Consider the following 24,173-nt stretch of genomic DNA (forward strand, 5'->3'; position numbering starts at 1 on the left):
ATCTGCTGGCGGAGGTCCGGCGCCGCGGCGTCGTCGTCGTGCTCATCACCAATTCTCCTGCCGAAGGCTTCGCCCCCTGGCTGCAGATGCTGGGGCTGCGTAACAGCTTCGACGCCGTCATCAACGATGCCCGCAAACCCTTCGGCATGCCGGACGCGCTCCAGCGGGCTCGCAGCGCGGGGCAGACGAGCATCGACGCCGAACACGTGCTCTCAGTGGGCGACATCTGGGGCAACGACCTGGCCCACGTCAGCATCGACGGCGGCACCACCATCCTGTTGGACCGGTTCGGCACGGATGTGGGCACCCCGGACTACCGGGTCTCGGCCTGGGAGAAGGCGGCGCCGATCATACGTCGCTGGGCTGACTGAGCTGGGCTGGGTGCGCTGGACTGGGCTGGGTGCGCTGGGCTGGGTGAGCTGGCTGTATGCCCAGGTCAGGCGGAACTGGGCCGCAGCACATCCTACTGTGAGGTGAGCCACCACGTGTGGACGGCAGTATGAACAACAGGTGACAGCTTGCCCAACTGGTCGCCCTCAGGTTGTGACCAGGTTGAGTTGATCTTAGAGTTTCAGTAGACCGGCGCGCTCGCCCCGGTCACCGAGCGTGGGCAGAATCGCGCCCGGCACCCGCACTTGCAGCTTGATTGAACCTAAGGACGTTCCACATGCGTATTACCCCCAAGTCGGCCTTCGCGCTGGCCAGTGTGCTGACACTCTCGCTCGTCGCCTGCGCAGGCGACGAGGGCGATGTCGCCGACGACGGCGCCGACGATGCCGCAGCAGAGACCGAAGACGGCGCAGACAACGGTGCTGAGGGCAACGGTGAGGACTCCAACGGCGAGGCGGCCGCTCCGATCAGCTCCGTCGACGAGCTGGTCATCGGGCTGGTCCCCTCCACCGATGAGGACGTCATCGTGGAGAATGCCGACGGCATTGCCGAGCAGCTCTCCGAGGAGCTCGACGGCTTCCCCGTGGCCATCGACGTCTTCGACAACTACCTGGGCGTCGTCCAGGGGATGCAGACCGGTGATGTGCACCTGGTGATGTCCGGACCGGTGGGCATGATCCAGGCCGAGGACGAGGCCGGCGGCACTCCGATCCTGCAGGCCCTGCGCTACGGCGCGGACACCTACGTCACCCAGTGGTTCACCAACGACCCGGGCACCTACTGCGAGGACGAGCCGGTCACCAACGAGGAGGGCTACTCGTTCTGCAACGGCATCTACGATGAAGAGACCGGCGAGATGGCCGACTACGGCCCGATGGGCGTCGAGGCCCTGGAGAACATCGAGGAGGGCACCACCGTCTCCTACGTGGACGAGGGGTCGGCGTCGGGCTACTACTTCCCGCAGACTCAGCTCAACGAGCTGGGCATTGAGGTCGACGGACAGTTCGCCGGCGGACACGACCAGTCGGTCCTCAACGTCTACAACGACCAGATGGCCATCGGCACCTCCTTCGACGACGCACGCCAGAACGTGGTCGAGGAGAACCCCGACGTGGGCGAGGAGCTTGTGGTCTTCGCCTGGGCGGGCCCGATCCCCAATGACGGCATCGTCGCCTCCGGTGACCTGAGCGAGGAGGACCAGCAGGCGATCACCGATGCGTTCCTCGCCTTCTCCAGCGGCGGCGACCTCGACGAGGGCGACCCGCTCTACGACGTCTACGAGATTGAGGGTCTGGTCGAGGCTGACGAGGAAGCCCTCGACGTCGCCCGCGAGGTGTACAACAACTTCGGCGGCGAGTGATCCCTCTCCGTTCCTTTCGAGAGGGCAGTCCTCAAACACTGCTCTGGTCGGGGTGCGGATCCTCAGCGTTAGACTGAGCGCCAGATCCGCACCCCGGTTCGGCATGGAGTCCACATCATGATTACTTTCGAAAACGTCGACGTCGTCTTCCCCAACGGTTTCCAGGGGCTGAAGGGCATCGACCTGACGATCAACCAGGGGGAGTTCGTCGGGATCGTCGGCCTCTCCGGGGCCGGCAAATCGACCCTGATCCGCGCCGTCAACGGCCTGGTGCCCTACACCTCCGGGTCCCTGAGCGTCGGCGAGACCGTGGTGGATCCCAAGTCCAAGACCAAGCTGCGCAGGCTGCGCTCCAAAGTCGGCATGATCTTCCAGTCCTTCAACCTGGTGAACCGGATCAGCGTGCTGAACAACGTGCTCACCGGCCGCTCGGCCTACACCCCCACCTGGCGTTCGATGCTGGGCTGGTACCGGGCTGCGGACAAGGAGCTCGCCTTCCAGTGCCTGGAGCGGGTCGGCATTGTGGAAAAGGCCTACGAGAGAGCCTCCTCGCTCTCCGGCGGACAGCAGCAGCGAGTGGCGATCGCCCGCGTGCTCGCCCAGGATCCTGAGGTGATGCTCGCCGATGAGCCGGTGGCTGCCCTGGATCCGCCGACCGCCCACCGGGTGATGCGAGACCTGCGCCGCATCCAGCGCGAACTGGGCATGACCTGCATCGTCAACATGCACCACTTGGACCTGGCCCGCAGCTACGCGGACCGCATCATCGGTATGCGCGCCGGCGAGGTCGTCTTCGACGGACCGGTGGCCGAAGCCACCGATGCGGTGATCGAGGAGGTCTACCAGCGGTCGATGACCGCCGAGGACGTGGTCGCCGACGACGTGCCGGTCAGTGTGGAAGAGACCGCCGACGCCACCGAGCACGACCCCGACAACGACGACGCCCACCACGACGACGACCCGGCTGTGCTCGGCAGTGATGACCCCGGCAGCAATGACCCCGGCAGCAATAACGCAGAACAGGCCCGGCTGTGACTGCCGTCGCCGAATCGGACTCATCTGCCGGGTCACCAGGCACCGGCGTCGGCACAGGCAGCTCCGGAACCGGCCGCTCCAGCACTGAGCGGCCCAAGCAGCCCAGGCCCAGCGCGCTGGCCTACCTCGGCCTGCTCGGCCTCGCGGCGGCCGCGTTCGCCTTCTTCTGGTGGAGCCGGGAGTCCACCGACGTGCTCTTCCTGCCGCTGGGCGGCGTCACCCTGTGGGCCCCGCAGAATCCGCTGATCGGGCTGCTGATCATGCTCGGGCTGCTGATCGTGTGCTGGCGGGTGCGCATCGGGGAGATGGCCGCCTTCGGCGCACTGACGTTCGTGATCGTCACCTACTGGGCCGGGGAGAACATCGACTTCACCTTGGCCTCCATCTGGGAGCGCTGGGACAACCTGGCCGGGCAGCTGGCGGCCTTCTTCAACCCCAACTGGTCCTATGTGTTCGGTGTCTGGGACGAGTGGCTGGTCACCCTGAACATGGCGATCGTCGCCACCATCATCGGCTGTTCCATCGGTCTGGTGCTGGCGATGTTCGCCTCCCCGGTGTCCAGCCCCAATAAGGCCACCAGCCAGACCATCAAAGCGCTGAACTCAGTCATCCGCTCCATCCCCGACGTCGGCTGGGCGCTGCTGTTCGTGGCGATGATCGGTGGCACCGCCTACGGCTTGGGGCCGCTGGCCGGTGTGCTGGCGCTGCTGATGTTCAACATCGGCATCGTCGCCAAACTGCTGGGCGAAACGATCGACGCCGCCAGCCCCGGCCCCATTGAGGCAGCGGATTCCACCGGGGCAAACCTGACTCAGCGCAACCGGATCGCCGTGCTGCCCCAGGTGCTGCCCGGCTTCACCTCCTACAGCCTGTATGTCTTCGAACTGAACATTCGCGCCTCCACCGCCATCGGCATCGTCGGCGTCGGCGGCATCGGCCACGAGCTGAACCTGCAGATGAACCGCTTCGCCTGGGAGAACGTGGCCAGCATTCTCTACATGCTCATCATCGTGGTGCTGCTGGTGGACCTGTTCTCCCTGTGGATCCGAAGGAGGCTGATGTGAGCCGCAAGCACTCCCACCACGCCGGCGGTCCTCACCGGCGCAGCGTCAACGCCGGTCCCGGAAGCTCCTCCCGCAGCAGCGCAGACAGCAACAACGCACACCGCGACGCCGCCGGCAGCCCCACCTATAAGCCGGACCTGTTCGACCGCCCGGTGCGACCCTCCAAGCTGGGGTACAACTTCGCCCTCATCCTGGTGGGCGTCATCTTCATCGCCGCGTTCTACGGTGCGGGCATGGACTTGGGCGCGCTGCTGCGGATGCCGGCCAACATCTGGCAGTACGGCCAGCTGATGACCCAGGGCGTGTTCCAGACCTTCGACATCACCAACCCGGAGGACCCGGTGCGCGGCTACTGGGTCCAGTCCTTCACCGCGATGATCGAATCAGTGGCCATCGCCTGGATCGGCACGGTGATCGGCGCGCTGTTCTCGCTGCCGATGGGGTTCTTGGCCGCACGCAACATGAGCACGCTGGCGGTTTACATCCCCACCCGGTTCGTGCTGGCGATCGTGCGCGCAGTGCCGGAGATCATCTTCGCCATCGCCATCATGATCCCGCTGTTCGGCGTCGGCGGCCGCGGCGGTGCGCTCGCCGGCGCCTTCGCCCTGGGGATCAGCTCCATCGGCACACTGTCGAAGCTGATCTCCGAGGCGGTCGAAGCGGTGGACGAGGGCCCGCTGGAGTCGGTGCGAGCCTCTGGCGGCAACCAGCTGCAGATGATCCGCTGGGCGGTGCTGCCGCAGGCGATGCCGGAGGTGATCGCCATCTGGCTCTACCGCTTCGAGGTCAACATCCGCGCCTCAGCCATCCTCGGGGTGCTGGGCGCCGGGGGCATCGGCACACTGCTCTCCACGGTGTTCAACGCCCGGGCCTGGGACCGGATCGGCATCGTGCTGGTGGCGATCGTGGTGGTGACCATCATCGTGGATCAGATCTCCGCGTTCATCCGCCACCGGGTCATCCACGGCGCCAATGTGCGCACCAAACGCTCCAAGAACGACGACGACGGCGACGGCGAAGCCCCCGACGCCCCCTCCGACCAGCCGGGCGAACCCCCGCGCGACAAGGTCGCCGCCGTCCCCATCTAGCCTCAGCTGTTATAGAGCACGATCTGCCGGCTTCCCTAGGCTTCCGCGAGGACGCGGAGATAGCGATCGTTGAGGTAGAGAACGTTCCTGCCTACATCAAGCCTGCGCAGGATCCCAGCGGATGCCAGTGCTGTAAGCCATTTTCGGGCGGTCGGGCGAGAGACGCTACACCGATGTTCGACTGTGGTGATGCGTGTGTAAGGCTGCAGCATGAGAGTTTCCACTAGGGCGAGGTTCCCACCGCCGGGCAGGGCTGACGAGGCGGCCTCCTTCAGCTCCCGCTCTATGTCTTGCAGCCGGTCTATCAGTTCCAGGGTCGACTCAGCGGTGGCTCGGACGGCTTCGAGCATGTACTCCACCCAGGAGATGAAGTCTCCGTCACTGGTCACTCGCCGTAGGAGCCGATAGTAGTCATTCTTGTGCGCGATGATGTACCGCGACAGGTACAGAACGGGACTCGACAGCACTCCGTCATTTATGGTCTGGAGTATGTTGAGAATTCTGCCGGTGCGTCCGTTGCCATCGTCGAACGGATGAATGGCCTCGAACTGATAGTGGGCAAGGCTCATCCGCACCAGGGGGTCGTGCAGCTGTGGGGAGTTGACGTAGGTCTCCCATTCGGCCATCTTGCGATCCAGAGTCTCGTAACCGGTGGGAGGCGTGTAGACGGCCTGGCCGGTGCGGGGGTTGGCAATGACGGTTCCAGGGGTTCGCCGCAGCGACACTTCACGTCCGGATAATTGCGTGCAGATCTCTTCGGCCGTGGTTCGGGTGATCAACCCTCGGTTCTGGACGAACCTCAGCCCGGCGAAGAGGCCGGTCCTGTAGCGAAGCGCTTCTTTGACATCAGGGGAGGCGCCCTCCTGTGCCTCCAGATGTCGAAACAGTTCATCTGTTGTTGTGACGACGTTTTCGATCTCGGAGCTGGCCTGGGCTTCTAGGACAGTGAGGGTGCTGAGGAGAATTTCCGGGTTGGGCAGCCGTTGGGCTGCCTGGTCCATAGCGGCCAATGCCGCCCGTGCTGCAATCGTTTTCCGCAGAACAGTGACGGTTTCAACATCCTGCCTTGGAGGCAAGGGCGGAAGCTCTTGAAAAGGTTGCGTGGGGTCCCACTCGCCATGACGTGTCTGCGCGGACATGGCACCTATCGTGCCATATACGAGGATACCTTGAAAAAATTCGACGATTATTTTCAAGGTCGGTAGGTGGGTGGCAAAGATGTTTCAGGGTCGAGATCGCCCGAACCATCCCACGTGGGGCAATTCCCGGCCTTCTTTGCTGTTCCCATGGAAATTCGTCGGGGAACCGCCAATACGGCTGGGAACAGGACGGGGGTGGGCGAAGAAAGAAGAGAGACCGGAGGAGCGCGGCGTCCAAAAGACACGGCCCGCGGGGGCGGCCGGCGGACCGATAGGATGGGACCCATGAGCATGGTTGGTCGAAATCTGATGGAGCCCGAGCCCACACTGCTGCCCAACGAACCGGAGGTAGAAGAGTCGCTGGCCGCCGGCGAGGAGCCGGTGGATCTGGCAGCCAAGCACCCGACGTCGTCGTTGGTGTGGGCACTGTTGGCCGAGGAGGCGTTGGACTCCGGCTACACCGTAGAGGGCTACGCCTACGCCCGGGTGGGCTACCACCGCGGACTCGATGCACTGCGGGCCAACGGGTGGCGCGGAGCCGGGCCGGTGCCCTGGAGCCACGAACCCAACCGTGGCTTCCTACGCGCAGTGGCTGCCCTGGGTCAGGCCGCAGCCTCCATCGGGGAGGAGAACGAGGTCACACGCATCACCAAACTGCTCAACGACTCTGACCCGGACGCTGCAGGTGACATCGCGAAGCTGCGCGGCTGAGCCGTAGTCCGCTGTGGCCAAGCTGTATTTCCGCTACGGGGCGATGAACTCCGGCAAATCCACCAGTATGCTGCAGGCGGCCTTCAACTATGAGGAGCGCGACCAGCGCGTGCTGCTGGCCAAACCTCAGATCGACACCAAGGGCAGCGATGAGATTGTCTCTCGGCTGGGAGTCACCCGCACGGTCGATTTCCTCATCCCGGACCAGGCGCAGCTGCGGGACCTGTTCATCCGTTATGCCCGGGCGGAGACGGCTGAGGCGCTGTTCACCCCGCCCCATGTGAAGCCGGTGGCCTGCCTGCTGGTGGACGAAGCCCAATTCCTCACCCCCGAACACGTTGATGACCTGCTGCGCATCGCCGTGTTCGACGACGTCCCAGTGCTGGCCTACGGGATTCGCACTGACTTTCGCACCCGGGCCTTCCCCGGCTCAGCACGGCTGATGGACTTAGCCCACACCTTGGAGGAGCTGAAGACGATCTGTCGCTGCGGCCGGAAAGCACTGTTCAACACCCGGCGTCAGGGTGAGAGTTTCGTGTTCGACGGCGACCAGGTGGCCATCGACGGTGAGGAGGTCACCTACGAATCGCTGTGCGCCTCCTGCTATCTGGAAGCCAGCGGCGGCCGCCTGGGCTGAGTCGCTCGTTGCCTGAAAGCCCGCCTCTTGGGCCGGGTTTCCTCGGTGACCGCGAGTCTAAAGCGCAAGCGTGAAGCACCTTAAGCTGGCGTCGTGAGTCGTTGGTAGACTCAGTGCGGCCTGCGAAACCCGTATTGCCCGTCGTCGAGAGGACATCCATGCCAGCCGTCGTGATCGTTGGTGCCCAGTGGGGTGACGAGGGCAAAGGCAAAGCCACTGACCTCCTCGGTTCCCGAGTGGACTATGTGGTCAAGCCCAACGGGGGCAACAACGCCGGGCACACAGTCGTCGTCGGTGGTGAGAAGTTTGAACTCAAGCTGCTGCCGGCCGGGATCCTCTCACCCAATGCCACCCCGGTGATTGGCAACGGGGTGGTGGTCAACCTGGAGGCGCTCTTCGAAGAGATCGACGGCCTCGAAGCCCGCGGCGGGGACACCTCCCGGCTGAAGGTCAGCGCCAACGCACACCTGGTGGCCCCTTACCACCAGACCATGGACAAGGTCACCGAACGGTTCCTGGGCAAGCGCGCCATCGGCACCACCGGCCGGGGCATCGGGCCGGCGTACATGGACAAGGTCGGCCGGCTGGGCATCCGAGTCCAGGACATCTTCGATGAGTCCATCCTGCGGCAGAAGATCGAAGGTGCGCTGCGGCAGAAGAACGAGCTGCTGGTCAAGCTCTACAACCGCCGGGACATCAGCGTCGATGAGATCGCCGAGTATTTCTTGAGCTTCTGCGACCGGCTGCGGCCCATGGTGGTGGACTCCACGATCCTGCTCAACGACGCACTGGACCGCGACGACGTGGTGCTCATGGAGGGCGGGCAGGCCACCTATCTCGACGTCGACCACGGCACCTACCCGTTTGTGACCTCGTCGAATCCCACTGCCGGCGGTGCCTCCGTGGGAAGTGGCATCGGCCCCACGCGCATCAACCGTTCCATCGGGGTGATCAAGGCCTACACCACTCGGGTGGGGGCAGGACCCTTCCCCACGGAGCTGTTCGATGAGTGGGGCGAGTACCTGCAGAAGACCGGTGGCGAGTTCGGTGTGAACACCGGCCGTCCCCGCCGCTGCGGGTGGTACGACGCCGTCATGGCCCGCTACGCCTCACGCATCAACGGGTTCACTGACTACTTCATGACCAAATTGGATGTGCTCACCGGTATCGAGCGGATCCCGGTGTGCGTGGGGTACCAGATCAACGGCGACCGCTACGACCAGATGCCGATGACCCAGACCGAGTTCCACCACGCCACACCGATCTATGAGCACTTCGACGGGTGGACCGAAGACATCACCGGCGCTCGCAGATTCGAAGATCTGCCCGCCAACGCACAGAACTACGTCCGCGCCTTGGAGGACCTCTCCGGTACCAGGTTCTCCGCCATCGGCGTCGGCCCCGGCCGCGATCAGGTCGTCCAGATCCACGACCTGATCGACTGAGGTCCCTGTCCGGCCACGACAGCTGCCGTTGGTGCAGCTGAAGAGTCCCCATTTCGGGGCCATGGCGCCGTCTTTCTTCTGTTCAGACTTGCCTCAGGCCGGGCGAAGTGGCGGCCGTGCCGCCTCTACCGTGCAGCAGAGGTGCCTTCTGGTCCATGATGGAGAACATGGATATCCTTTCCAGCCGTGTGCTGCTGCGACCGGTTGACTTGGCTGCGGTCCAGTCGTTCTACCGCGACGTGCTGAAGCTTGGTGTCGCCCGCGAATTCGGTTCCGGCGACCACGCCGGCGTCGTCTTCTTCCTCGGCAGCGGCACGCTGGAGGTCTCCGGCACTCGGGAGCCGGGCCCCTCCACGCTGAAGCTGTGGCTGCAGGTCCGCGACGTGCACGCCGAGGTGCAGCGCCTGGCGCAGCTGGGTGTGACGGTGACGCGTGAGGCCCGTGAGGAGCTCTGGGGGCTGATCGAAGCCTGGATCGAAGATCCCGACGGCACCCAGATCGTGCTGGTCGAAGTGCCGACCGATCACCCAATGCGCCGCGACCAGCGGCAGCTCTGAGACGTCGATGGGCTGGTGCACTGCTCATCTCCGGCTTCGTCTGAGACTCGTCGACAGCCGGGAGCGTGCGTGAGAGAGTTCTCCGCATGGATATGACGCAGTTCTGGGACGGATGGGAACCCATCGTCCACACTCTGATCACCGTGACCGCCGGCTACCTGGCCCTGCTTGTGCTGCTGCGGGTGACCGGCCCGCGCACTACCGCCGCGATGACTCCGCTGGACCTGATTATGGCGGTGACCATCGGTTCGGCCTTCGGACGCACGGTCACCGCCGTCGACGTTCCGCTTGCCCAGGCGCTGCTCACGATGGCGATGCTGGTGACACTGTGCTGGGTGCTGGCCTGGGTGAGGCGCCGGTCGCCGAAGGTGCGGCGTTTCGTCGACTCGCAGCCGGTGCTCGTCTACTACCACGGTGAGTTCCAGTCGCGGACCATGCGCAAGCACCAGTTGGTGGAGGACGACATCCATACCGCCGCCCGGCAGTCCGGCCACGGCTGCATGGATGAGGTTGAGGCGGTCATCCTGCAGCAGGACGGCAGCCTCGGACTCATCACCTCCGGGAACTTCGGCAGCGGGGAGACCGTGCTTCCCTACACCGGGGAGCCGGAACGCCCAGGCAGCTCTGGTGGTTCGCGACCCGCTGGCGATTCCCGCTGAACTGTGAGTTTTTGAAGTGCGATTCAGGATGATGACTCGAGGCTACTGGCTGGTAGGGTGAACCAAGTCACATATCGCGAATGAGGAGCTCGCCATTATCGCCATCCCAAGCCCCCACGCACCGGTCACGATCCCCGACGTCAGCATCTACCAGCTGCTGTTCGGCTCACTGTCGACAGAAGATTCCGAACGTACTGCCCTCGTCCAGGGCGAGACTGGGCGCGAGGTCAGCTATGGGGCGTTGAAGCACCAGGTCGACTTCTTCGCCGGGGCGCTGGCAGCTCGTGGCATCGGAACCGGCGACGTCGTCGCGCTGCAGGCGCCCAACATTCCAGAGTTCGTCACCGCCTTCCACGGGATTCTGCGCTCAGGGGCCACCGCCACAACCGTGAACTCCATGTACACAGCGGAGGAAGTAGCGCGACAGCTCACCGCCGCCGAAGCCACCATGATGGTCACTGTCTCCGCGCTCGCGGACAACGCCGTTGCGGGTGCGGAGCAAGCCGGACTGAGCACCGATCGGATCGTTGTGATCGACGACGACGGCGTGCACCCCGCCTTGACCGGGATGCTCGGTGAGGCTCACCCCGCGCCTGAGGTGGATATCGACCCCGCTGAGCACGTGGCGGTGCTGCCGTTTTCCTCAGGCACCACCGGCACCCCCAAGGCCGCAAGGCTGACCCACCGGAACCTGGTCGCCAATACCTGCCAGATCCAGGACCTTCTGCCTGTCCACCCCGGTGTCCCGATGCAGGCGGTGCTGCCGATGTTCCATATCTACGGCCTCACCGTGCTGATGAACTTCGGCCTCTACCGCCGGGCGCAGGTGGTCACCATGGCTAAGTTTGACCTGGAGGAGTTTCTGCGGATCGTTCAAGACCATAGGATTCAGGCCTCCTTCATCGCGCCACCTATAGCTGTGGCCCTGGCTAAGCACCCGTTGGTGGACAAGTACAACACGGACTCGCTGATCAGCATGCTCAGTGGAGCCGCACCCCTGGACGGAACCACCGCACAGGCGGTCGCCGATCGTCTGGGCTGCGAGGTGGGCCAGGGCTTCGGAATGACAGAACTCTCACCGGTCTCGCACCTGTCCCCGTTCGGTCAGCACATCTACCCGCACGGCTCCATCGGGCCAGCGGTCCCGAATGTGGAGACCAAACTGGTGGACCCAGCCTCTGGTGAGGACATTGATGTCCCCTCCGACGAAGAATCTCCGGCTGGGGAAATGTGGGTGCGTGGCCCCATGGTGATGAAGGGCTATCTCAACAATCCGCAGGCCACCGAGGCCACCATTGTGGATGAGGAGTGGCTTCGCACTGGTGACATTGCCACCTACAACCCGGGAGGGTGGTTCACCGTTGTGGACCGGCTCAAAGAGCTCATCAAGTACAAGGGCTTCCAGGTGGCTCCGGCCGAGCTGGAGGCGCTGCTGCTGGAGCATGAGAAGATCGCCGACGCGGCGGTCATCGGTGTCCCCGCCGACGATGGCAATGAGATTCCCAAGGCATTCATCGTTCCGCAGGTCGATGCTGAGGGGGTGACCGCCCAGCTCAGCGCGGAGGAGGTCATCGAGTACGTCACCTCGCGGGTCGCACACTTCAAGAAGGTTCGTGAGGTGGAGTTCATCGATGAGGTGCCCAAATCGCGTACCGGAAAGATCCTGCGCCGCGAACTGAAGCACAGCGCGTAGCCACCCTGGCGCCTCGGTGGGGTCCAAGACAAACGTGTGGTGATTGACGGACTCGCTCTCCGACTCAAAGTCACTCCGAGTGGTATCCAGACGTTTTATCCTCACTTCGGCCCCGGCGTCATGTGGTGCTGGGACGGCATCGCTTACCGTCAGGAAACCTTTGAGCAGATGATAGAAAACCAGCGACGCGTGGCTGGGCAGGCGGAGTAGGATGAACTATACGGACATCCAGCAAGAGCTCGCTCAGAGGCTCGTGTTCCACTATGAGGACGTGTGGCCAACCGAGGCCTGGGCCGATTTCGCCGGTGACGTCGGCGCGGGCGAACATGAGACGGCTGTGTGGATATTTCTGATCAATTCGGTGGAGCAGGACCTTCCGGTGGAGACCAGCCACCTCAACGAGATCAGCGGAGTCTTTGGTCCTGACGAAGGGCTTGAGCAGTTCCGCAGCTATATCCAGACCTTGCGGAAGCGGCAGCTCACCGCCGCGTGAACTGCTGGCGGGTGAGCGGCGGGCTGCCGCCGTCGGTGTCGGCTCAGCCCGTGAGGCTGCACGACTCTCCCAGGGCTGTTCAGATCACACAGCCTGAGGAGGCGCAGATCCTTCACAGCGCTGGGAAGATTTGTGGTGGAGGGCTGGGTTGGTAAGCGGCGCGGATGAGTGCTGGACTGCCTAGCGGTCGATGAGTTGGCGCTTGGCGCTGATGATTCCGGTGTCGAAGCCGCCCAAGTGCAGGTTGCCGTGGAAGCGGCCGTGCTCAATCTTGATGCACCGGTTCTGCACCGCGTTCAGCCCCAGGTCGGTAGCCCGCTGCATGGCGTCTTCGTTCTTCAGGCCCAGCTGGGCCCACATGGTCTTCGCACCCACCGCAGCGGCATCCTCGGCCACGGCCGGCAGGTCGGCCGGCTTGCGGAAGGCCACCACAATATCGGGCACCTCCGGAAGGTCCTGCAGCGAGGCGTAGCCGGGCCGGCCCAGCACGGTCTTGCCCACCAGGCCCGGGTTGACCCAGTAGAGCCGGTAGCTGGAGTCGGAGTTCAGATAGGTGCCCACAAAGTAGCTGGACCGGGAGGGCTTATCGCTCATCCCGATGATCGCCACCGACTCAGCACTGCGCAGCAGCTGCAGGCGGCGGGCGGCACCCGGCTCCTCCCAGAGGCCGTGCGGATGCTCAGCGCTCGTGGTTGTGCTGGTGGTCGGCGTCGCGCTCATTTTGAGTCTCCTTTGGTCGCAGCCTCCAGGGCCTGGTCCAGGTCCCAGATAATATCGTCAACGTCTTCTAGGCCCACAGAAATCCTGACCAGGTCCTCGCCGATTCCGGCGGCCTGAAGCTGCGCGGCGTTCAGCTGCTGGTGGGTGGTGGACCCCGGGTGCAGGATCAGGGTGCGGGCGTCGCCCACATTGGCTAAGTGGCTGGCCAGCTGCAGCGACTCAATGAAGGTGGCCCCATTTTCACGTCCGCCGGCGATGCCGAAGCTGAACACCGAGCTGACGCCGTCTGGCAGCAGCTCCTTAGCACGCTCGTGGTGCGGGTGGCTGGGCAGCCCGGCAAAGTTGACGTAGCTGACCCGATCATCGGTGTCCAGCCATTCGGCGATGCGCTGCGCGTTGATGGTGTGCTCGGCCATGCGTTGGGGCAGGGTTTCCACCCCCTGGATCAGCTGGAAGGCCGCCTGCGGGGTGAGGCTGGGCCCGAAGTCGCGCAGCTGTTCGGCGCGGATCTTGGTGAGGAAGCCGTACTCGCCGAAGTTGCCCCACCAGGAGAGTCCGCCGTAGGAGTCCACCGGCTCGGTCATCTGCGGGAACTTGCCGTTGGCCCAGTCGAAGGTGCCCGCCTCCACGATCGCCCCGCCCAGAGTGGTGCCGTGGCCGCCGAGGAACTTGGTCACCGAATGGGTGACGATGTCTGCGCCGTGCTCAATGGGCCGCAGCAGATACGGGGTGGTCAGCGTGGAATCGACCACCAGCGGGATGCCGTGCTCATGGGCCACCTCAGCGATGCCGGGAAGATCCACGACGTCGGAGCTGGGGTTGGTGACCACCTCGGTGAAGATCAGCTTGGTGTTCTCCTGGAGCGCGGCTTTGAAATCAGCGGCCTCATCGGAGTCCACGAACGTGGTCTCAATGCCGAACCGGCGCAGAGAAACGTCCAGCTGGGTGACGGTGCCGCCGTAGAGCTTGGAGCTGGCCACAATGTGGTCACCCTGCTCGCACAGCGCTGCGAACACCAAGAACTCCGCGCTCATGCCCGAGGCGGTGGCCACTGCGCCGATGCCGCCCTCCAGCGAGGCTAGGCGCTCCTCCAACGCGGCCACAGTGGGGTTGCCGATGCGCGAGTAGATGTTGCCGTACTTCTGCAGGGCGAACAGGTTGGCGGCGTCGCCGGTGTCCTTGAACACGAACGACGTCGACTGGTGGATCGGCACCGCCCGGGAGCCGTGGATGGCATCGGGCACCGTGCCGGCGTGCAGGGCGCGGGTGCGGAACCCGAACTGGCGGTCACTGGTCATGGGATGGGTACCTCTCTCAGGGTGTGGGGGTCGTCGCGGGGGTCGTCGCGGGGGTCGGTGCGGGGGACATCGTCCCGCGCGCCCGGCAGATTTCGGTGATCTGGGCTACGCAAGGTTCGTTCTGCAGGCTGGTGGTATCGCCCAGGGGCTCGCCGTCGTGAATCTGGGCCAGCAGCCGGCGCATGATTTTGCCTGAACGGGTCTTGGGCACCTCCGGCACCGCAATGACCGCCCGAGGCTTGGCCACCGGGCCGATCACTTGGCCCACGTGGGCGCGCAATTCCTCGTTGAGTCCGGATTCGGCCTCCGCATCCTCGGCAGTGCGTTCAGCGGCTGCGGCGCTGAGCACGGTGAAGGCCACCGCGGCCTGGCCGGTTGTGGGGTCGCTGACACCGGCCACCCCGGCTTCGACCACGTCCGGGTGGGAGATCAGGGCGGATTCGATCTCGATGGTGGAGAGCAGGTGCCCCGAGACGTTGATCGCATCATCGATGCGCCCCAGGATCCAGATGTCGTCCTCGGCGTCGTACTGGGCGCCGTCGCCGGCTAAGAACCAGCCCTGCTGAGCGTAGTCCTGCCAGTAGCTGGTGTAGAAGCGCTCCGGGTTTCCCCACACGGTGCGCGCCATCGACGGGCCCGACTTGGTGATCACAATATTGCCCTGCACCCCGGGCGCGGTGGGGGCCCCGGCATCATTGACGACGGCGACCTCCCAGCCGGGCATCGCACCTGCCACGCTGCCGGGCTTGAACCGTGTGGTTTCGGGTCTGGGGGAGAGCACCGTGGAGCCGGATTCGGACTGCCACCAGGTGTCCACCAGCGGCAGGGTGGGGTTCCCGTCGTCGTCGTGGGTGTCGCGGCCGATCTGGGAGCGCAGCCAGCTGGCAGCCTCCGGGTTGACGGCCTCCCCGACGGTGCCGGCCAGCCGGATGGAGCGCAGGTCGTAGTGTTCCGGAACCCCGTCGGGGAACCAACCCATCAGTGACCTGACCAGGGTGGGGGCGGTGTAGTAGCTGGTCACCCGGTGTCGGTCGATGATCTCGAAGTGCCGCCCCGGGTGCGGCACATTGGGCACGCCCTCGTAGATCACTTGGGTGGCCCCGGCGGCCAGCGGCCCGTAGATCTCGTAGGTGTGGGCGGTGACCCAGGCCAGGTCGGCGGTGCACCAGTGGACGTCGGCGTCGCGCTTGGTCGGATCCGGGTGGGCGAAGAGCCGCAGGTAGCTGAACAGGGTGCCGGTGAGGTAGCCGCCGGTGGTGTGCACCAGGCCCTTGGGCTTGCCGGTGGTGCCGGAGGTGTACATGATGAACAGCGGGTGCTCGGCGTCGAAGAACTCCGGGGTGTGCTCTGCGGAAGCGGTGTCGACCACCTCGTGCCACCACAGGTCGCGGCCCAGGCCGTCACCGTTGAGATCATCGCTGACCCAGCGGATGTCACTTCCGGTGCGGCGGATGACCAGCACGTGTTCGATGCTGTTGTCACCGGAGACCGCTTCGTCAGCGTTCGCTTTCACGGGGACGGCTTTGCCGCGGCGGAACTGGCCGTCGGTGGTGACCAGCAGCTTCGCACCGGTGTCTTCGATCCGGAAGCGCAGCGCCTCGGCGGAGAACCCGCCGAAGACCAGCTGGTGCACCGCGCCGATGCGGGCGCAGGCCAGGGTGATCACAATGGTCTCCACCAGCACCGGCAGGTAGATGACCACCCGGTCGCCGGGACCGATGCCCAGAGACTCCAGTGCGTTGGCCGCGCGGTTGACCCGGTCCTGCAGATCGGCGTAGGTGACCTCGGCGCGGTCGCCGGGCTCGCCCTCGAAGTGCAGGGCGGTGCGCTCGCCGCGGCCGGCGGCCACATGGCGGTCCACGCAGTTGACCGAGGCGTTGAGCGTGCCGCCGCTGAACCAGCTGATCTGCGGTCCGCGCTTGGCCTGCGGGTCTGCCGGACTCCAGGTGTGGGTGGTGTGCCACGGGGCCTCCCAGTCCAGCAGGCCGGCGGCGCGCTCCCAGAACTCAATGCGCTGAGACTCTGTGGCCGGATCTGCCCAGTTGTGGACATCGGCGTCACAGGGGTGTGTGGTCTTCGGTGTGGGTGTGTTCTGGCCCGCCGCAGCGGCGGCACCGGTGGTTGGTGCAGCAGTCATCGGTGAGCAAACCCTCCCATCGGTTCTGGCGTTAGCACCTTGTCCCACGGGGTGAGGGGTGGTTGCTGCGGCGTCGTCGAGCCAGATCTCTCAGCCGCTCCGGATGGATACAGCTACCAGCCTAAGGCGTCGAAGGACGCGGCACCAAGCTGTGTTGCGGATTGTGAGGTTTCTGGGGTCAGTCCAGGATCGGCAGCCGCTTGAAGGTGCTGTTGTGGAAAACCAGGCCGGGTTTGGTCTGGTCAGCCCCCAGGTCCAGAATCTCCAGGACGACGACGTCGTGGTCGCCGGCGGTGAACTGGTTGTAGATCCGGGTCTTCAGCCACATCGGAGTGGCCCCCAGGGTCAGGGCGCCGTCGTCGTCGGTGCTGTAGTCCACGCCGGTGAAACGGTTGGCGCGGTCCTTCGATGCGATCTGACGGCACAGGCCCTCATGGTCGGCGCCGATCACCGAGACCCCCAGGTGGGAGGCCGCCTCGCGCAGCCGCGGCCAGGTGTTGGAGGTGTGCTGCACCGCGACCGTCGCCAGCGGCGGATCCAGTGAAACGCCGGCGGTGAAGGTGGAGGCGACCAAGGCTTCGGGGGCGCCGTTGATCTCGGCACCGATGGCCACCACCCCCTGGGGGAACTGGGCGAAGGCCTGGCGGAGGTCCAGGGCGGTGACTGCTGCGGCCGGTGCGGGGGATAAGCTCATACGAAACGACTCCCATCGATCCTGGCGGTAGCACCCGGCTGCATCCGGGTTGCTGCGGCGTCGCTGAGCCAGTTCTCTCGGCCGCTCGGGATAGGACCTCTCCACTGTAGAAGCCCGGTCAGCCGGTGAGCAAAATCCGTGTCACATGGCGAGATCTTCGCCGCGAGACCTCAAGAGACACTGCGGATCGTCACCGGCGGCAGCACGTGCGAGGAGAGCCCCGGCTGTGTTTCATCCGCCGCGCCTAAGGAGCCGCCGATGAAACAGGGACGGGGACTCTTGTGCGGGACGAGTGGCGCGGGGCGAGTGGCGCGGGTGGGACCGCGCAGCGCAGGTGCGGGCCCATTGCGTCGCAGTCGGTGCCACAGCCAATGTTGCTCCGGGTGACGTGGATGCAGCCGCGATTTGACGCGCAGCGGCGAAACCCGCATAAGCTTGACCCTAGATTGACCATCCAGAGCGACTGAGGGATCTGGCCCGACGACGTCGCAGCAACCGGCCTGAGGCAAGGTGCTAACGCCAGAGTCGATGGGAGTGATTCACCATGTCAGCTGCGCCCACCCTCGAGCGGTCCACCGCCGCAATTGAGGATCCGCAGCCGCAGGCTTCAGCCCCGAGGCTCGAGGCCCGGTCGCTGAGTGTCAGCTTCGACGCGGTCGGCCGAGCATTCGAGGCGGCCCCCGTGCTGCGCGATATCAGCTTCGACGTCACCCCCGGTGAGGTCGTGGCGATCCTCGGCGCATCCGGCTGCGGCAAGTCCACGCTGCTGCGCGCCGTCGGGGGCCTGGACACCGGAAACTCCGGACAGATCAGAATCGGGGGCAACCCGGTGACCGCCTATGACCCGCGCACTGCCGTCGGCTTCCAGGAGCCCCGACTGCTGCCGTGGCGCTCTGTGCGCAAGAACATTGAGCTGGGTCTGCCGCGCGAGCTGTCCAGGGCCGCAGGCGCCGCCCGCGTTGATGAGCTGCTGGAGCTGGTCGGTCTGGCCGACCGGGCAGAGCTGCGCCCCCGCGAGATCTCCGGGGGCATGGCCCAGCGCACATCCCTTGCCCGTGCCCTGGCGCGCCGCCCCGGAGTGCTGCTGCTGGACGAACCCTTCGGCGCCCTGGACGCGCTGACCCGGCTGAAGATGCAGGACCTGCTGCTGGAGGTCCACGCCCAGACCGGCACCACCGTGCTGCTGGTCACCCACGACGTCGACGAAGCCCTTCAGCTGGCCGACCGGATCCTGCTGCTGGGGGCCGAGGACTCCTCGACCCAGGCCGGGGCAACGGTCAAGCAGCTGCTCACGATTCCAGGGCGACGCCCCCGCGATCGCGGCTCGGCTGAGCTGGTGCGACTGCGCAGCCAGCTCTATGCCGGCCTCGGCGTCGACTCCCACTGACCCAGGATCCTGCAGCCGCGTTCCTACCGGCCTGCCCGATCCGCTCGCACCCTCTACGAAAGGTCTCCTATGTCCCTTGCCGCCCATAAGAAGTCCACTGCCGCAATGGCGACTGTGGCTGCTGCCGCCCTGGTGGCCAGCACCGCCTGCAGTGCAGCCTCCGGCAGTGAAGAGCTGGAGACCCTGAACATCGATTTCGCCACCTACAACCCGCTGTCCCTGGTGATACTGGAGAATGGATGGCTCGAAGAGGAGCTCGCAGATCAGGGCGTCGAGGTGGAGTGGACCCAGTCGCATGGCTCCAACCGGGCCAATGAGAACCTACGTGCTGGCAACATCGACGTCGGCTCCACTGCCGGATCGGCCGCGCTGCTCAACCGTGCAGTCGGGGCCGATACCCACACAATCCTGATCGAATCTCAGCCGGAGTGGTCTGCGATGGTGGTGGGCGAGGACTCCAGCATCGAGTCAGCTGAAGACCTCGAAGGCGCCAGCGTGGCCGCCACCTTGGCCACCGACCCCTTCTTCTTCTTTGCCCGCACCCTGGATGAACATGGGATCTCACTGGACGACGTCGAAGTCCAGAACCTGCAGCACGCCGACGGCCGACAGGCCCTGTCCACCGGCGAGGTCGACGCCTGGGCCGGGTTGGACCCGATCATGGCCAGCGCCGAGTTCGACGGCGCCGAACTGATCTACCGCAACGTGGACTTCAACACCTACAGCGTGATCAACGCCACCGGCGACTTTCTGGACAACCACCCGGAGACCGCGCAGGTCGTCGTCGACGTCTACGAACAGGCCCGCAAATGGGCGCAGGAGAACCCCGAGGAGACAGTGGACATTCTGGCCGACTACGCCGGTCTGGAGACTGAGGTCGCCGAACGGGTGCTGGATGAACGGGTGGACTTCGACATCGACCCGGTCCCCGGCGAGCAGCTGCGCTCCTCGATCGAACCCACCGGGCCCATCTTTGTGGACAACGGCGACGTCGACTCCCAGGAGGCGGTTGATGAGGCCATGGAGTCGCTGTTCCGCCCCGAATTCGCTGAAGACCGGCAGGCCACCGACGCCGAAGGCAGCGACGACGCCGCCGACGAGGCCAACATCAACCAGGACGAGGAATAATGAGCGCCCCAGCCCAGGACACAGCGGCACCAACCCAGCCTCCGACGACGGGGAAGAAGCCTGCCGGACTGCCCGGGGGCAAACTGCTGCTGGGCCTGATCGTCCCGGCGGCTGTGCTGCTGGCCTGGTGGCTGGTCACCGACGTGTTCGGGGTCTTCACCGCGACCCAGCTGCCCGCACCGCAGGCGGTCCTGGAGGCCGGCCTCGGGCTGATGAGCTCCGGAGACCTCTGGGGGCATATGGGCATCTCCGTGCAGCGGGTGCTGCTGGGGTTCCTTGCCGGGTCCGCCGCCGGACTGCTGCTGGGCTCGCTGCTGGGCCTGTCTGGCCTCGCCGACCGGCTGCTCAACCCGACTGTAGGAGCCTTTCGGGCCGTACCCTCGCTGGCCTGGGTGCCGTTGATCCTGCTCTGGGTCGGCCTGGGTGAGGACGGCAAAGTCCTGCTGATCGCCATCGGCGCCTTCTTCCCAGTCTTCACCTCCATACACTCGGCCCTGCGTCATGTGGATCCGCACCTGGTCGAGGCCGGCCGAGCCTTCGGATTCCACGGTATCCGGCTGCTGACAACCGTCCAGCTGCCCGCTGTGGTGCCCCCGGTCTTCTCCGGACTGCGCCTCGCCCTGGCCCAAGCCTGGTTATTCCTGGTCGCCTCCGAACTGCTCGGCGCCTCCGAGGGCCTCGGATTCCTTCTGACCGAATCCCAGAACAATGGGCGCACCGACCGGCTGCTGCTGGCGATCGTGATGCTCGCACTGCTGGGCAAACTCACGGACGCGCTGCTCGGCATGCTCGAACGAAAAGCCCTCAAAACCTGGGCGTAACTGACCGACCAACCATCCAGAGCGACTGAGGGACCTGGCCCGACGACGTCGCAGCAACCAACCGAACAGGACAAACCTGCAGCGGGACAAGGTGCTAACGCCAGAGACGATGGAGAAAATACATGGTATACAACTCAGCCGTACCCGCGGCCCTGCTCACCGCTATCACCGCTGCCGGGGAGAACGCGCTCAACCGGGAACTGGAGCGCAGCCTGCCGCATGAGGAGATCCGCTCTCTAGTCGAGGCCGGAATCGGCAGGCTGCGAGTGCCAACAGAGTATGGCGGCCTGGGACTGAACTGGGTGGAGGCCACCGAAGTGCTCGTGGAGCTCGCCGCTCAGGACAGCAATATTGTGCAGGCGCTGCGCGGGCACCTGGCCATTCAGGAGGATGCGATCTTTCGCCCGGATGACCAGGCCGCCGCCCAACACTGGCTGCATCGCCTGGCTGCCGGCCAGCTTGCCGGAAACGCGTGGACTGAACCGGGCACCGGCGGCTACCAGCGCTCCGGAACCGTGGTGACCTCCACCGAGAACGGACTGGTGGTCAACGGCACCAAGTACTACACCACCGGTTCCATTTTTGCCGATTGGCTGGATGTCACCGCCCGCGATGAGCAGGGCAACGAACTGGCCGTGCTCGTCGCCGGTGACCAGGCTGGGGTGCAGATCTCCGATGACTGGAGCGGGTTCGGTCAGCGCACCACGGGTTCAGGCACCACCACGTTGACCGATGCGGCTGTGGCCGATTACGAGTCTCGGCTGCTCACTGACCGGTTCCCCTACCAGACCGCGCTCTACCAGCATGTGCTGTTGGTTGTGCTGACCGGCATCGTCGAGGCCGCCGCCGGTGAGATCGCTGCGGCACTGTCCACGCGCAGCCGCACCTACAGCCACGCCAACACTGTGCAGCCGAGTACGGACCCCCAGCTGCTGCAGGCAGTAGGGGAAGTCGACGCCGTGGCCGCTCTAGCCCGCGCCCAGGTGCTGGAGACCGCCCGAACTTTGGACACCGCCTTCGCCGCACGTCACGCGGACCCCGCCGGACAGCTGCAGGCTGCCGAAGCCGCAGAACTGGCCACCGGACGCGCTCAAGTGGCTCTGCACCGACCGGTGCTGGAAGCAGTATCGAGAACCTTTGACGCACTGGGCGCCTCCGGCGTAGACGCCGGACGTGGGCTGGATCGGCACTGGCGCAACGCGCGCACTGTCACCAGCCACAACCCGTGGGTGTACAAGGCCCGCATTGCCGGCGACCACCGGGTCAACGGCACTGCGCCGGTGCGGCTGTGGAGTGTAGGAGTGCCCGAGCCGGAGCTCTCCGCTGCCACCAGCTGAACCACCCCAGAACTCTGAGAAGGACACACGAGATGACACAGACCACAACTGAAGCGGCACCCCGCTCGCACTGGGAGGATGGAGCCAGCCCCGCGGAACTCGCCCACTGGTCCGGTATCGCCCAACAGGTCGCCGACCAGCTGGGCGCTGACGCTGTGGCTCGCGACCGGGCCAATGAGACTCCCTTCGCAGAGGCGCAGCTGCTCAAAGACTCCGGATTGGTCACCCTGCTAGTACCGAAACTGCACGGAGGAGGTGGCGGTCATTGGGCCTCCGCTTTGGCCGCAGTGCGCATTATCGCCAGTGCCGATGCCTCCATCGCCCAGCTGTTGGCTTACCACTACATCAATGAGGGCAACATCGTCTTCACCATTCCCGAGGAGGCAGACCGGCGCCGATGGTTTGACGCCACCGTTTCCGGACGGTGGATCTGGGGGGATTCGGTCAACCCCACTGACCCAGACCTGACGCTGGTCCCCAATGAGCATGGTTGGGTGCTCAACGGTCGCAAACGGTACTCCACCGGCTCCGCCGTGGGAGACGCACTGCTGGTCAATGCCCGCATCACAGCTGGTGAGGACGAAGGGAAGATCCTCGCCTTCGTGCTTGATGAGAACCGCGACGGTGTGGAGTACCTCGACGATTGGGACTTTCTCGGTCAGCGGCTCTCTTCCTCGAACTCCGTGGTGTATCGCGATGTGCAAGTCGGCTGCGAGGATGTGCTGGGCCACCTGATCGATGAGCCCTACTCCACGCTGGTGACCGCCGGAATTCAGCTGGCCTTCGGCAACCTGTACCTGGGCATCGCCGAGGGGGCACTGGCCAAGGCTCGGGATCTGATCAATGCTCGGCCGAACGCCTGGTTCCTCTCTCCGGCGGAGAAGTATCGCCATGATCCATTCGTGCAGCGCCTGGTGGGGGACTTCAAAGCCCGTACCGCCGCCGTTGCCGCGCTGGCGGAGAAGGTCAACCGCAACTTCGAACACGTACTGACCCTTGGTCACGATGTCACAGCTGAGGTCCGCGGCGAACTGGCTGTCGAGATCGCCGAGCTGAAAGTCATCTCCTCCGATGTGGCCACCCAGCTGACTCATCAGATCTTTGAAGCCACCGGCACCTCCTCGACCGCCTCCAAGCACGGCTTCGACCTGTACTGGCGCAATATTCGAACCCACTCGCTCCACGACCCGGTCGATTACAAGAAGTTGGAGGTCGGAGCCCACTACCTCAACGGCGAGCTGCAGCCGCTCTCCCTCTACACCTGAGAAAGGACCCGAATCATGAGCTTCTCCGTCGACGCCTCCGCTTGGGGCTCCGAGACGCACACCCCCTACGCGGCAGCGGACTCTCGCTACTCGAACTTCACCTATCGACGGGTCGGGTTCAGCGGACTCGTGCTGCCGCCCATTTCCTTGGGACTGTGGTGGAACTTCGGTGACGCGACCCCGTTTGCCGATCAGCGCACCATTATTCGGCATGCGTTCGACACTGGAATCACCCATTTCGACCTTGCGAACAACTACGGCCCGCCTGCAGGTGCGGCCGAGGAGAACTTCGGCCGAGCGCTCGCCAAGGACCTGGCTCCGTACCGCAATGAGCTGATCATCTCTTCAAAAGCAGGGTGGGACCACTGGCGCGGCCCCTATGGAAACTACGGTTCGCGCAAGTACTTGCTGGCCAGCTTGGATGAGTCCCTGAAACGGCTGGGAACCGACTACGTCGACATCTTCTACTCTCACCGAGTGGACCCAGAGACACCGTTGGAAGAGACGATCGGGGCCCTGGACACTGCAGTGCGCTCCGGTAAGGCGCTGTATGCCGGCATCTCTTCCTACTCGGCCGAGCGCACCCGCGACGCCAAGCAGATCGCCGACTCGCTGGGCACGCCGCTGGTGATTCACCAGCCGGCCTACTCGCTGCTGAACCGGTGGGTCGAAGACGGGCTGCTGGAGACTCTGTCTGACACCGGTATGGGATCGATCGCCTTTACACCGTTGGCCCAGGGACTGCTGACCAGTAAGTACCTCGATGACCCCGACGCCAGGCCCTCGGGTAAACGCAGTTCTCTGCTGAACCGCCACCTCAGCGATGAGAATCTGTCCCGGCTGCGGCAGCTCAACGAAGTCGCCGACCGTCGAGACCAGAGCCTGGCACAGCTGGCTATCGCCTGGCTGCTGCGCGATGGCGGGGCCACCTCAGTGCTGATGGGCGCATCGTCGACTGCCCAGCTGGATGAGAACCTCGCCGCGGTCACCAACACCTCATTCACCGCTGAGGAACTGACTGAGATTGACCAGATCACCCGAGGTGAATCCGGTATCAACATCTGGTCCGTCTCATCCGATCTCTAGACCACCCGACACCGAGCTCACCGGAGAAT

At 65.0% G+C, this 24,173-nt stretch carries 23 protein-coding genes and 4 riboswitches; of the genes, 18 read left to right on the forward strand and 5 right to left on the reverse strand.

Annotation, left to right across the window (positions count from 1 at the left end; translation table 11 throughout):
* The 5 genes from FHX47_RS08335 to phnE (FHX47_RS08355) form a co-directional block, all read left to right on the forward strand.
* Positions 1-371, forward strand: a 371-nt coding sequence (locus tag FHX47_RS08335; RefSeq protein WP_484494480.1) for an HAD family hydrolase, incomplete at its 5' end; no start/stop codon positions are given.
* Between the two features lie 296 nt (positions 372-667).
* Entirely contained in the window at positions 668-1,750 is a 1,083-nt protein-coding gene (locus FHX47_RS08340) for a phosphate/phosphite/phosphonate ABC transporter substrate-binding protein (RefSeq protein ID WP_183358484.1), read from the forward strand.
* Positions 1,751-1,867: 117 nt separating this feature from the next.
* Positions 1,868-2,785, forward strand: a complete 918-nt coding sequence (phnC, locus tag FHX47_RS08345) for a phosphonate ABC transporter ATP-binding protein (protein ID WP_183358485.1) — start codon at positions 1,868-1,870, stop codon at positions 2,783-2,785.
* Positions 2,782-3,849, forward strand: a complete 1,068-nt coding sequence (phnE, locus tag FHX47_RS08350; RefSeq protein ID WP_183358486.1) for a phosphonate ABC transporter, permease protein PhnE — start codon at positions 2,782-2,784, stop codon at positions 3,847-3,849. Before phnC ends, phnE (FHX47_RS08350) begins: the two co-directional genes overlap by 4 nt.
* Positions 3,846-4,937: a phosphonate ABC transporter, permease protein PhnE gene (phnE, locus tag FHX47_RS08355; protein ID WP_183358487.1), complete on the forward strand. Its 1,092-nt coding sequence runs from the start codon at positions 3,846-3,848 to the stop codon at positions 4,935-4,937. The genes phnE (FHX47_RS08350) and phnE (FHX47_RS08355) overlap by 4 nt, the downstream gene beginning before the upstream one ends.
* A 35-nt stretch (positions 4,938-4,972) precedes the next feature.
* Here the strand turns inward: phnE (FHX47_RS08355) and FHX47_RS08360 are convergent, their stop codons facing one another.
* The gene (locus tag FHX47_RS08360) at positions 4,973-6,076 is read right to left on the reverse strand and encodes a Fic family protein (RefSeq protein ID WP_183358488.1); all 1,104 of its coding nucleotides are present in this window, start codon (positions 6,074-6,076) and stop codon (positions 4,973-4,975) included.
* 285 nt (positions 6,077-6,361) lie between these two features.
* Here FHX47_RS08360 and FHX47_RS08365 point away from each other — a divergent pair, with 285 nt between their 5' ends.
* The 7 genes from FHX47_RS08365 (at position 6,362) to FHX47_RS08395 (ending at position 12,271) form a co-directional block, all read left to right on the forward strand.
* Positions 6,362-6,787 carry a DUF3151 domain-containing protein gene (locus FHX47_RS08365; RefSeq protein WP_183358489.1) on the forward strand — a complete coding sequence of 142 codons (426 nt, stop codon included), beginning with the start codon at positions 6,362-6,364 and terminating at the stop codon, positions 6,785-6,787.
* 13 nt (positions 6,788-6,800) lie between these two features.
* Complete coding sequence (locus FHX47_RS08370; RefSeq protein WP_183358490.1) at positions 6,801-7,424, forward strand: thymidine kinase; 624 nt, start codon at positions 6,801-6,803, stop codon at positions 7,422-7,424.
* A 158-nt stretch (positions 7,425-7,582) separates the two neighbouring features.
* On the forward strand, positions 7,583-8,869 hold the full coding sequence (locus FHX47_RS08375; RefSeq protein ID WP_183358491.1) for an adenylosuccinate synthase: 1,287 nt from the start codon (positions 7,583-7,585) through the stop codon (positions 8,867-8,869).
* 167 nt (positions 8,870-9,036) lie between these two features.
* Complete coding sequence (locus FHX47_RS08380) at positions 9,037-9,426, forward strand: VOC family protein (protein ID WP_183358492.1); 390 nt, start codon at positions 9,037-9,039, stop codon at positions 9,424-9,426.
* Between the two features lie 86 nt (positions 9,427-9,512).
* Complete coding sequence (locus FHX47_RS08385; protein WP_183358493.1) at positions 9,513-10,085, forward strand: DUF421 domain-containing protein; 573 nt, start codon at positions 9,513-9,515, stop codon at positions 10,083-10,085.
* Between the two features lie 157 nt (positions 10,086-10,242).
* On the forward strand, positions 10,243-11,778 hold the full coding sequence (locus tag FHX47_RS08390; protein WP_343064350.1) for an AMP-binding protein: 1,536 nt from the start codon (positions 10,243-10,245) through the stop codon (positions 11,776-11,778).
* A 211-nt stretch (positions 11,779-11,989) separates the two neighbouring features.
* The gene (locus FHX47_RS08395; RefSeq protein ID WP_183358494.1) at positions 11,990-12,271 is read left to right on the forward strand and encodes a hypothetical protein; all 282 of its coding nucleotides are present in this window, start codon (positions 11,990-11,992) and stop codon (positions 12,269-12,271) included.
* A 180-nt stretch (positions 12,272-12,451) separates the two neighbouring features.
* Here the strand turns inward: FHX47_RS08395 and FHX47_RS08400 are convergent, their stop codons facing one another.
* From FHX47_RS08400 to FHX47_RS08415, 4 genes are all read right to left on the reverse strand, one after another.
* A complete protein-coding gene (locus FHX47_RS08400) occupies positions 12,452-12,991 on the reverse strand; it encodes a CoA-binding protein (RefSeq protein ID WP_183358495.1) in 540 nt (179 codons plus the stop codon).
* Positions 12,988-14,289 carry an O-acetylhomoserine aminocarboxypropyltransferase/cysteine synthase family protein gene (locus FHX47_RS08405; RefSeq protein WP_183358496.1) on the reverse strand — a complete coding sequence of 434 codons (1,302 nt, stop codon included), beginning with the start codon at positions 14,287-14,289 and terminating at the stop codon, positions 12,988-12,990. The genes FHX47_RS08400 and FHX47_RS08405 overlap by 4 nt, the downstream gene beginning before the upstream one ends.
* 16 nt (positions 14,290-14,305) lie before the next feature.
* Positions 14,306-16,426, reverse strand: coding sequence for an acetate--CoA ligase (locus tag FHX47_RS08410; RefSeq protein ID WP_183358497.1), 2,121 nt, complete (start codon positions 16,424-16,426; stop codon positions 14,306-14,308).
* A 13-nt stretch (positions 16,427-16,439) separates the two neighbouring features.
* A riboswitch (SAM riboswitch) is annotated at positions 16,440-16,536 on the reverse strand.
* 68 nt (positions 16,537-16,604) lie between these two features.
* Positions 16,605-17,120, reverse strand: coding sequence for a flavin reductase family protein (locus FHX47_RS08415; protein WP_183358498.1), 516 nt, complete (start codon positions 17,118-17,120; stop codon positions 16,605-16,607).
* A 9-nt stretch (positions 17,121-17,129) separates the two neighbouring features.
* A riboswitch (SAM riboswitch) is annotated at positions 17,130-17,217 on the reverse strand.
* A gap of 350 nt (positions 17,218-17,567) precedes the next feature.
* Positions 17,568-17,655: riboswitch (SAM riboswitch) on the forward strand.
* Positions 17,656-17,664: 9 nt separating this feature from the next.
* On the opposite strand from FHX47_RS08415, the gene FHX47_RS08420 reads away from it, so the two are divergent.
* From FHX47_RS08420 to FHX47_RS08445, 6 genes are all read left to right on the forward strand, one after another.
* Positions 17,665-18,507 carry an ABC transporter ATP-binding protein gene (locus tag FHX47_RS08420; protein ID WP_183358499.1) on the forward strand — a complete coding sequence of 281 codons (843 nt, stop codon included), beginning with the start codon at positions 17,665-17,667 and terminating at the stop codon, positions 18,505-18,507.
* 69 nt (positions 18,508-18,576) lie between these two features.
* Positions 18,577-19,635: an aliphatic sulfonate ABC transporter substrate-binding protein gene (locus FHX47_RS08425; protein ID WP_183358500.1), complete on the forward strand. Its 1,059-nt coding sequence runs from the start codon at positions 18,577-18,579 to the stop codon at positions 19,633-19,635.
* Positions 19,635-20,456 (forward strand): ABC transporter permease, encoded by an 822-nt coding sequence (locus FHX47_RS08430; RefSeq protein WP_183358501.1) that lies wholly within the window; start codon positions 19,635-19,637, stop codon positions 20,454-20,456. Before FHX47_RS08425 ends, FHX47_RS08430 begins: the two co-directional genes overlap by 1 nt.
* A gap of 9 nt (positions 20,457-20,465) precedes the next feature.
* A riboswitch (SAM riboswitch) is annotated at positions 20,466-20,572 on the forward strand.
* Between the two features lie 6 nt (positions 20,573-20,578).
* A complete protein-coding gene (locus FHX47_RS08435) occupies positions 20,579-21,793 on the forward strand; it encodes an acyl-CoA dehydrogenase family protein (RefSeq protein ID WP_183358502.1) in 1,215 nt (404 codons plus the stop codon).
* 32 nt (positions 21,794-21,825) lie between these two features.
* Positions 21,826-23,058 carry an acyl-CoA dehydrogenase family protein gene (locus tag FHX47_RS08440; protein WP_183358503.1) on the forward strand — a complete coding sequence of 411 codons (1,233 nt, stop codon included), beginning with the start codon at positions 21,826-21,828 and terminating at the stop codon, positions 23,056-23,058.
* Positions 23,059-23,073: 15 nt separating this feature from the next.
* A complete protein-coding gene (locus tag FHX47_RS08445) occupies positions 23,074-24,144 on the forward strand; it encodes an aldo/keto reductase (protein ID WP_183358504.1) in 1,071 nt (356 codons plus the stop codon).
* Positions 24,145-24,173: the final 29 nt, after the last annotated feature.

This window comes from Garicola koreensis, assembly GCF_014195445.1.
GTDB classification, from domain to species: Bacteria; Actinomycetota; Actinomycetes; order Actinomycetales; family Micrococcaceae; genus Nesterenkonia; species Nesterenkonia koreensis.